8 protein-coding genes are annotated in these 7,920 nt (G+C 48.6%); 4 read left to right on the top strand and 4 right to left on the bottom strand.

The features are described from left to right. Positions 1-164: 164 nt before the first annotated feature. Positions 165-1,103 (top strand): LysR family transcriptional regulator, encoded by a 939-nt coding sequence (locus R3177_RS11325; RefSeq protein ID WP_318971140.1) that lies wholly within the window; start codon positions 165-167, stop codon positions 1,101-1,103. A gap of 359 nt (positions 1,104-1,462) precedes the next feature. Here the strand turns inward: R3177_RS11325 and aceB are convergent, their stop codons facing one another. Further along, on the bottom strand, positions 1,463-3,067 hold the full coding sequence (gene aceB / locus R3177_RS11320; protein ID WP_318971139.1) for a malate synthase A: 1,605 nt from the start codon (positions 3,065-3,067) through the stop codon (positions 1,463-1,465). Between the two features lie 196 nt (positions 3,068-3,263). Between aceB and R3177_RS11315 the strand changes: the two genes are divergently transcribed. Then, positions 3,264-3,914 carry a DUF2726 domain-containing protein gene (locus tag R3177_RS11315; protein WP_318971138.1) on the top strand — a complete coding sequence of 217 codons (651 nt, stop codon included), beginning with the start codon at positions 3,264-3,266 and terminating at the stop codon, positions 3,912-3,914. Between the two features lie 164 nt (positions 3,915-4,078). Further along, positions 4,079-4,273, top strand: a complete 195-nt coding sequence (locus R3177_RS11310) for a hypothetical protein (RefSeq protein ID WP_318971137.1) — start codon at positions 4,079-4,081, stop codon at positions 4,271-4,273. Positions 4,274-4,365: 92 nt separating this feature from the next. Here R3177_RS11310 and R3177_RS11305 read toward each other — a convergent pair whose 3' ends face one another. The 3 genes from R3177_RS11305 to R3177_RS11295 form a co-directional block, all read right to left on the bottom strand. Continuing rightward, positions 4,366-5,451 (bottom strand): AI-2E family transporter, encoded by a 1,086-nt coding sequence (locus tag R3177_RS11305; RefSeq protein ID WP_318971136.1) that lies wholly within the window; start codon positions 5,449-5,451, stop codon positions 4,366-4,368. Positions 5,452-5,493: 42 nt separating this feature from the next. Beyond that, entirely contained in the window at positions 5,494-6,729 is a 1,236-nt protein-coding gene (locus R3177_RS11300; RefSeq protein ID WP_318971135.1) for a DUF819 domain-containing protein, read from the bottom strand. 220 nt (positions 6,730-6,949) lie between these two features. Further along, positions 6,950-7,291, bottom strand: coding sequence for a HopJ type III effector protein (locus R3177_RS11295; protein ID WP_318971134.1), 342 nt, complete (start codon positions 7,289-7,291; stop codon positions 6,950-6,952). Positions 7,292-7,492: 201 nt separating this feature from the next. Between R3177_RS11295 and R3177_RS11290 the strand changes: the two genes are divergently transcribed. Further along, positions 7,493-7,920, top strand: a 428-nt coding sequence (locus R3177_RS11290) for an AlkA N-terminal domain-containing protein (protein WP_318971133.1), incomplete at its 3' end; no start/stop codon positions are given.

Here is a 7,920-nt window from a genome sequence, read left to right as displayed (position 1 = left end):
CGGGTTGTTGTCATTCACTATAGAGAACAAAACAACAATTCATATAGCTGATTTTAATGATTCCCGTCATTTTTTTAGTGAATACCAATTTACGCTTGACGCTGTGCAGCTGGCCAGTGATATGATTCAGTTCAGTGATAAGTAAAGCCCAAGGCATTTTGCAGATGAATATTAATAAAATGGATTTAAACCTGCTGGTTTACCTGGATGTGTTACTGCGTGAGAAAAACGTGACCCGCGCTGCTAATCAGTTAAATATTACCCAGCCGGCCATGAGTAATGGCTTAAAACGATTACGCGATTTACTGAATGATCCTATTTTAGTCCGAACCTCTGATGGCATGGTACCAACCGAGCGGGCCCGCGAACTGGCGCCGGTAGTACGGGGTGTTTTGCTGACGCTGGAAGAAACACTGCAACCGAATAAAGATTTTGAGCCACTGCACAGCCAACGGGTATTCCGGATTATGGCCAGTGATTATGCAGCATCGACCCTGATACCGGCATTATTAAAGAAGATGCGCGTACAAGCACCGCTCAGCAGTCTGGACATTATGACACCCTCCGATGTCACCTTTCATGACGTGGAAAACGGCAAGGTTGATATGGCAATTAACCGCTTTGATCAATTACCGCAGTCGTTTCATCAGAAAACGGTATGGCGTGACAGTTTTTCCTGTCTGGTTAATGCCAGTGATCCTATTGTTAAACGTTTTAATTTAGACAGTTATTTAAAAGCACAGCATATCTGGGTAAGCAAAACCGGCTTTGGCGTTGGTGTGGGTATGGATCCGAAAGACGTGCAAAAGCTTGGCTGGGTAGATGAGGCTCTGGCGAAGCTGGGTAAACAGCGCAACATCTCGGTATTTACCCGTAACTACCATGTGGCGATGCACCTGGCAGTGGGTATCGACTTAATTGCCACGCTGCCCAGCCGCGCGGCGAAGTTATATGAGAATGACCCAACCATGGCAATTATGGACCCGCCTTTTGCTATTCCGTCGATAGAGCTAAAGATGATCTGGAGCCCGCTGTTACACCAGGATGCCAGCCATATCTGGTTCAGACGGCTGATTGTTGAAACAGCTGATGAGTTAAATTAGCGAGCTTAACGAGTGAGGAAGAGTGTTATATCCGGCATCTCGGGAGAACAACTGCAACACCCGCCTTGGCTCGCCACAGCAACTCGCTCGCGCTTGCGCACTCACTCAGACACTCTGTGTCGACCAAAACGGGGTTCCAGCCGTTCTCTTTCCGGTATTGGCTTAACTAATAGAGGATAGAACTTCTTCTGAAGGAGCCGGGGAGTGTCTGAGCCCCTGCCGTAAGGCAACGGGCGAGTTGCCCCGGCGAGTGAGGAAGACTGTTGTATCCGGCATGTCGGGAGAACAACTGCAACACCCGCCGAAAACAAAAAAGGCGCTGTCAGCAATGGCAGCGCCTTTGGCTTGGTTTACTCAGGTTAATCAAGCAGCTGATAAGCCGGTAGTGTTAAAAACTCTACCAGTTCATCAGCTGTGGTAATGTCCAGCAGCAGTTGCTTAGCCCGGTCAAAGTTTTGACTCTGCCAGGTCTCGTCTCCTACTTCCTGTAACACTACTTTTGCCTCTTCCTCTAAAAAGTCGGCAAACAGGGTCTTGGTAATTAATTTACCGTTGCTTAAAGTCTTTTTATGTTTAATCCACTGCCAAATCGACGTGCGTGAAATTTCGGCTGTAGCCGCATCTTCCATTAAGCCGTATATCGGCACACAGCCTTTACCGCTGATCCAGGCGGCAATATATTGCAGTGCCACCCGGATGTTGGTACGCATGCCCTCTTCGGTTCTCTCGCCTTCGCACGGTGCTAACAATTCTGCTGCGGTAATCTCAGCATCCTGCTCGCGGCTGACATCCAGCTGATTCACTTTACCATCCGTTAAATATTTGGCAAACACATCATTGGCCGTTGCCGCCAGGCCTGGGTGCGCCACCCAGGTACCATCGTGGCCATTACTGGCTTCCAGTTCTTTATCAGCAGTGACCCGCGCCAGGATTTTTTCATTTTCTGCCGTATCTTTCGCCGGAATAAAGGCCGCCATCCCCCCCATGGCGAGCGCACCGCGCTTATGGCAGGTTTTAATCAGTAAGCGCGAGTAGGCGTTTAAAAACGGCTTAGTCATCGTAACCACCTGCCTGTCTGGCAGCACCCGGTCAGCATGATTATTTAACGTTTTGATATAACTGAATATATAATCCCAACGACCGCAGTTAAGCGCCACAATATGATCTTTTAAGCTGTACAGAATCTCATCCATTTCAAATACAGCAGGCAGGGTTTCTATCAGCACGGTGGCGCGAATAGTACCGGTTGCCACCTTAAATTTTTGCTCGGTGAAGCTGAATACATCATCCCACCATTTCGCCTCGGTATGGCTTTGCAATTTTGGCAGATAGTAGTAAACCCCGGTGCCATTTTTCAGACGGGTTTGCCAGTTGTGATAAAAATACAAGGCAAAGTCAACCAATGAACCCGGTACCTGATCGCCGTCAACCAGTAGATGCTTTTCCCACAAATGCAGGCCGCGTACCCGGGCAATCAGCAGTGCAGGCTTATCTTTTAGTGCATAGTGCTTACCACTTTGCGGATCGGTGTAACTGATAGTGCCTAAGTTAGCATCGCGCAGGTTGATCTGGCCTTCAATAACCCCGGCCCAGCTTGGTGCCTGCGAGTCTTCAAAATCTGCCATAAACACTTTTACATCGGCGTTTAAGGCATTGATGATCATTTTGCGATCGACCGGGCCGGTTATTTCTACTCTTCTATCCAGTAAATCAGCCGGGATCGGCGCTACCTGCCACTCAGCGCCCCGAATAGTTTCGGTTTGCGGCAGAAAATCAGGTAAGACGCCCTTATCAAACTGTTGCTGCCGACTTACTCTGTCGGCCAGTAATTCGTTTAAGCGCGGCCGGAACTTGCGTACCAGTTCGGTGATAAAAGCACAGGCCTCTGTCGTTAAGATTTGATCATAATCGCTGTTCAGCTGGCCGGTCATTGTTAAACCGGCCCGGTTAGTCGTATCCGCCATATCCAGCCTCATTTTCGTTATTGCTGTCAGTAGCCTAACTATAAGCCTTTTCCTATTATAAATGCCATTAATGCCTAAAATGCCTGGCATCACTTAAAATAATATTAAAAACCCTCGTTAAGCAGATTTTATGGCACGACTTGTGCTTAATAGATTTAGCGTAATTGCGAGTGTCAAATTATCGTCGGAGGTGGACATGGAATTTATTATGGTGTTGCTGGTAGCACTGGTTGTGCTGGTAGCTATGGTTGCCAGTCGCTTTATCGATAACAGTAATCCTTTTCAGGTGCAAAAGCGCAGTAACTTATTCAGCCCGGTGGAACGCTCATTTCAAAATCTGCTGGAAAAAGCGGTAGAAGGTGAATACAAAATTTTAAACCGGATTAAGCTTGCTGATGTTCTGGAAGTGAAAGAAAATGCCAATGAAAAAGCCCGGCGCAGCACCCTGGTAAAACTCAATGCCAAGTACCTTGATTTTGTGCTGTGTGCAGCCAACGATTTACGGGTCGTCGCGGTATTAGATTTAGTCAATAACAGCAGTAAGGACGGCCACAAAGCAGCACCGGACTGGTTTGTCAGCGGCGCGCTGGAGGCAGCCGGTGTGCCTTACTTAAGAATTAAAATTAAAGCGGGCTATACCGCAGCTGATTTACAGCAGGCACTGGCCCAGCGCTTAGGTAAACCGGCAGTAAAACCGGAGCCCTTGTATAAAGGCCTGGTTAAGAAAGGGCCGACCCGGCCGGTACGCTCATACAAACCAGCACAACCTGCTGGTACGGCGTTAACCCCGGTGTTATCGCACTCACAAATTAAAGCGCAGCAAACTGCGCTGATACAGGCTTCTTAACGCTTTGGAGAAATGAGTCACTCCGCGCTAAGATGGAATGCCGCCCGCTGCAACGGGCGGCATTCATTTTTCTGCCCCCCCGATTATCAAAGCGGCAAAAAAATGCCTAAAGTATTTCTGCCCCCTGCCGATATCATGGTGACGTATTGTGAATAGGAGGTACTATGAGTCAATCCGTTGGTGCTCTGGCAACTGCACAGAGCTTTGAAATACTGGGTGCTGTAATGGCAAAAAAGCAGCAGAATCAGCAGGCACAAATGACCAATTTGCTGGTACAAAGTGCCATGCAGACGGTTGAGCAAACCTCTGCAGCTGCCCCGGTTGGCAATATCGGGCAAAATATCAATATCAGCGTTTAGCTGTGTGTTGTTCGAAACTGCAAAGCCAAGGTCAGCATTCGCTGACCTTTTTTCTGCTATTGATAAGATACGTCTGTTGATTAACCGTGCTGTCAGCTCTTGTCCTGCTCTTCAAGAAACTCATTAAATTCAAGAGTATAAAGCTTAATTAGCACGTGAGTTAAACCAAATATGATGGGGCCGTAAATAAGGCCGATTAACCCAAACAACTGCAGGCCGCCAATTAATGCCAGGAAAAGCACCAGCGTACTCATATCAGAGGTGCCCTGCATCAGCACTGGCCTTAAGAAATTATCAATAGAGCCAACAACAATCGCCCCCCACAGGGTCAGAAATAACGCCCAGGGCCAGTCGCCCGTTAACACCAGATACAAACTGGCAGGTACCCAGATTAATGCAGCGCCCACCACCGGAATAAGCGAGGCGAACACCATCATTGTGCCCCAGAATAGCCCGGGCATACCAACAATAGCCATGCCCACACCACCCGCTGCGCCCTGCGCTAACGCCGTCAGAAAAGTACCCATTACGGCTGAACGGGCTACTGTTTTGGCTTCGCCCATCAGTTTTTCTTCCTGAGAGCGTGCCAGTGGTAATACCCAGTACATTTTCTCGATGATTTGTTTATGATCACGCAGCAGGAAAAATAACACAAATAGCATCAGAAAGAAGCTGACGACCATACTGGTGGCATCGCCTACCATCTTAGTGCTCAGATTCAGCAACTCTTTGCTGAAACCTGAAGCAAACTCAGTTACATTTTCAATAATGCCATTAATACTAAAATCGGTATTGGGCAGCACATTATTTAATGTATCAATACTGTTTTTAATAAATGGCTGTTGCAGTAACTCTTTAGCACCGCCTTCTTCCACCCACTGATAACTCTGTTTCGCAAACGTTATCCCTTGCTGCACAATGGCCATGATAACCAGTGAGGCGGGAACCAGAATCACCACCACCAGTAATGAGCAGGTCACCGCTGAAGCAAGATTAGGCTTATTGGGAAGTCTGGCGGCAATTTTCTGATGCACCGGAAAACATAACAATGACAATACAAAGGCCAGTACTACCGGGCCAATATAAGGCGCGATCAACTGGTAACTGGCATATAGCGCGACAAAAAGTGCAACAATCAGCACCCAGTGGCGTGGCTCAGCTTTAAATTTATTACTCACCCGTAAAACTCCTTTTTATCTTCTGGCTGACGCCAGGCAACCTCAGGGGGCAACTTGCTGTAAAATTAACCCACAGATATAAGCGCCATAAGTACCTAAGCCATAACCCAGCACCGCCAGCAATACGCCGACCGGCGCCAGGGATGGGTGAAACGCCGCTGCAACGACCGGAGCAGACGCTGCCCCACCGACATTCGCCTGACTGCCAACTGCCAGATAAAACGTGGGGGCTTTTATCAGTTTGGCAACCACCAGCAGCAAGATAGCATGGACCAGCATCCAGACAATGCCGACCAGAAACATCAGCTTGTTGCTCATAATAGCAGTGACATCCATTTGCATGCCGATAGTTGCCACCAGAATATATAAAAACGCCGTACCCACCTTGGAAGCGCCCGCGCCTTCCAGTTTACGTGCCGGTGTCAGTGACAACAGCAGACCAATGGTGGTGGCAATGACAACCAGCCAGAAAAAACCGCTGGTTAAACTGTAATCCGCCAGGTAAGGTGCCTCCCGGCCAATCCATGGCGCGATAACATCTGCCAGGGCGTGTGCCACGCCAGTGACGCCAAATGCCACCGCGACAATCAGCATAATATCCTGAATTGTCGGAATACGGGAATGTTCAGCCTGGTACTGTTCTATTTTGCGCTGCAGCTGACCGATAGCACGGGTATCAGCACCGTTAGCCTTATCAATCTGAGCAGCGCGACTGGCCATAAATAACAGTACCGCTAACCAGACGTTGGCGACCAGCACATCAACCGTTATCATGATCGAGAATAAACTACCGTCAACCTCGAACACCTCTTTCATTGCTGCCTGATTAGCCCCACCGCCTATCCAGCTGCCGGCAACAGTCGTCATGCCACGCCAGACATCGCCGCCAAGCTGCTCGGGGAAAAAATAACCAACAGTTAGTAACGCAACAGGCCCGCCAATAATGATGCCGGCAGTACCGGTAAAAAACATAATCAATGCTTTGGGGCCAAGGCCAAGGATGGCTTTAAAATCAACACTCAGCGTCAGTAAGATCAGGCTGGCAGGCAACAGGTAACGTGACGCCATTTTATACAGAGATGAGACGTCGCCATCAATGATATTAAAACTGTTTAACAGTGACGGAATAAAGTAGCAAAGCAATAATGCCGGAACATATTTATAGAATTGCTGACAAGCACGGTTGCTACTGTGGCTGGTATAAAATACTAACCCCAGTATTATGGCCAGTAAGCCAAGGACCACGGCATCATTGGTAAACATAGGTGGTTGAGACATATTGCGTCCTGTGTCATTTTATTGTTGTTTTGGCAGCAGCACCGCGCCGCGGTATAGTCACCCCGAACGCTGAGCAACATAGCACAGCACCCCTGCCTGAGAAAATAGTCTGATAGCCGGTAGCGAGCCCGATTTAGCAGAGACAAGCCGTGGACTGCTAATTGCCCGCCAGCGGTGCCTGATTAATAATGTGCTGCTTCAGCTGAACTGACGTCGTTTTTTATTCTTTTAACGTCAGAGGTTGTTGCTGAAACTGCACGCCATCCCAGCCAGTGCGCATAAAATTCCGGATATTCTGATGATTATCACCTTTTGGATCGGCCAGCACATCGCGGTAGTAATCGCCGAATAAGAACAACGTTTGTGGTTCCGATAACTGATGCAGAGCACCAAACGCCAGGATCTTGCAGGCCCCGGTATTTTCACCCGCCGCATTATTCAGCGCGCCGTTTTGAAAAGCAGATGGCTGAAAATGATACATTTGATTTATGATATCAATGCTTTGCTGAAAACTGATTGTTTCAGGCTCCGTGCTTAACTGAATAAAAAAGTGCTCCAACATAGCATCTCCTGCTTGTTCAGGGCCACAAGAGCCCATGTTATCCTGTTCAGGCAACGTCGGCTGATATTAAGCTGCCATGCAACAGACTGCAATAATATCAGCACTGCGTTAACATTAAATTACCTGTTAGTTCCGGATATGGCCCATCTTCAGTGCGCTTATAGCTATACTCTGAAAACAAAAACGTGATAATACTGGTTTATGCCAAACAATGATAACTATCCTGTCAGCCAACTTGAACTTAGCTACCGGCCACCGCTGGCCTGGGATCAGATGCTGACATTCTGGCAGGCCCGCACCTTAACCGGTATCGATTGGATAGACGGGCAGCACTACGGCAGAACCTTTAGTTATTTGCAGCAGCCAGGCTGGTTTGAAATTGCGCCCAAGACAAACCACAGTCTGGCGCTAACCTTATCCTGGCCCGGCACCCATGGTCTGCGGGCATTAATTCAGCAGCTGCGCCGGTTGCTGGATTTAGACGCTAACCTGCTGCAGATTGAGCAGCAGCTGGCCGCACATCCCCTGTTCAGTAGCGGGTTAATCCACGGTTTGCGGATCCCGGGGCTTTGGAATAGCTGGGAGGCGGGGGTCAGAGCTATTCTTGGTCAGCAGGTAAGCGTAGCCGG

Origin of the sequence: Arsukibacterium sp. (genome assembly GCF_033722355.1) — a bacterium.
GTDB lineage: Bacteria > Pseudomonadota > Gammaproteobacteria > Enterobacterales > Alteromonadaceae > Alishewanella.
Note: the sequence above shows the minus strand (reverse complement) of the source record. Positions and strands in the feature narration are given on the sequence as shown.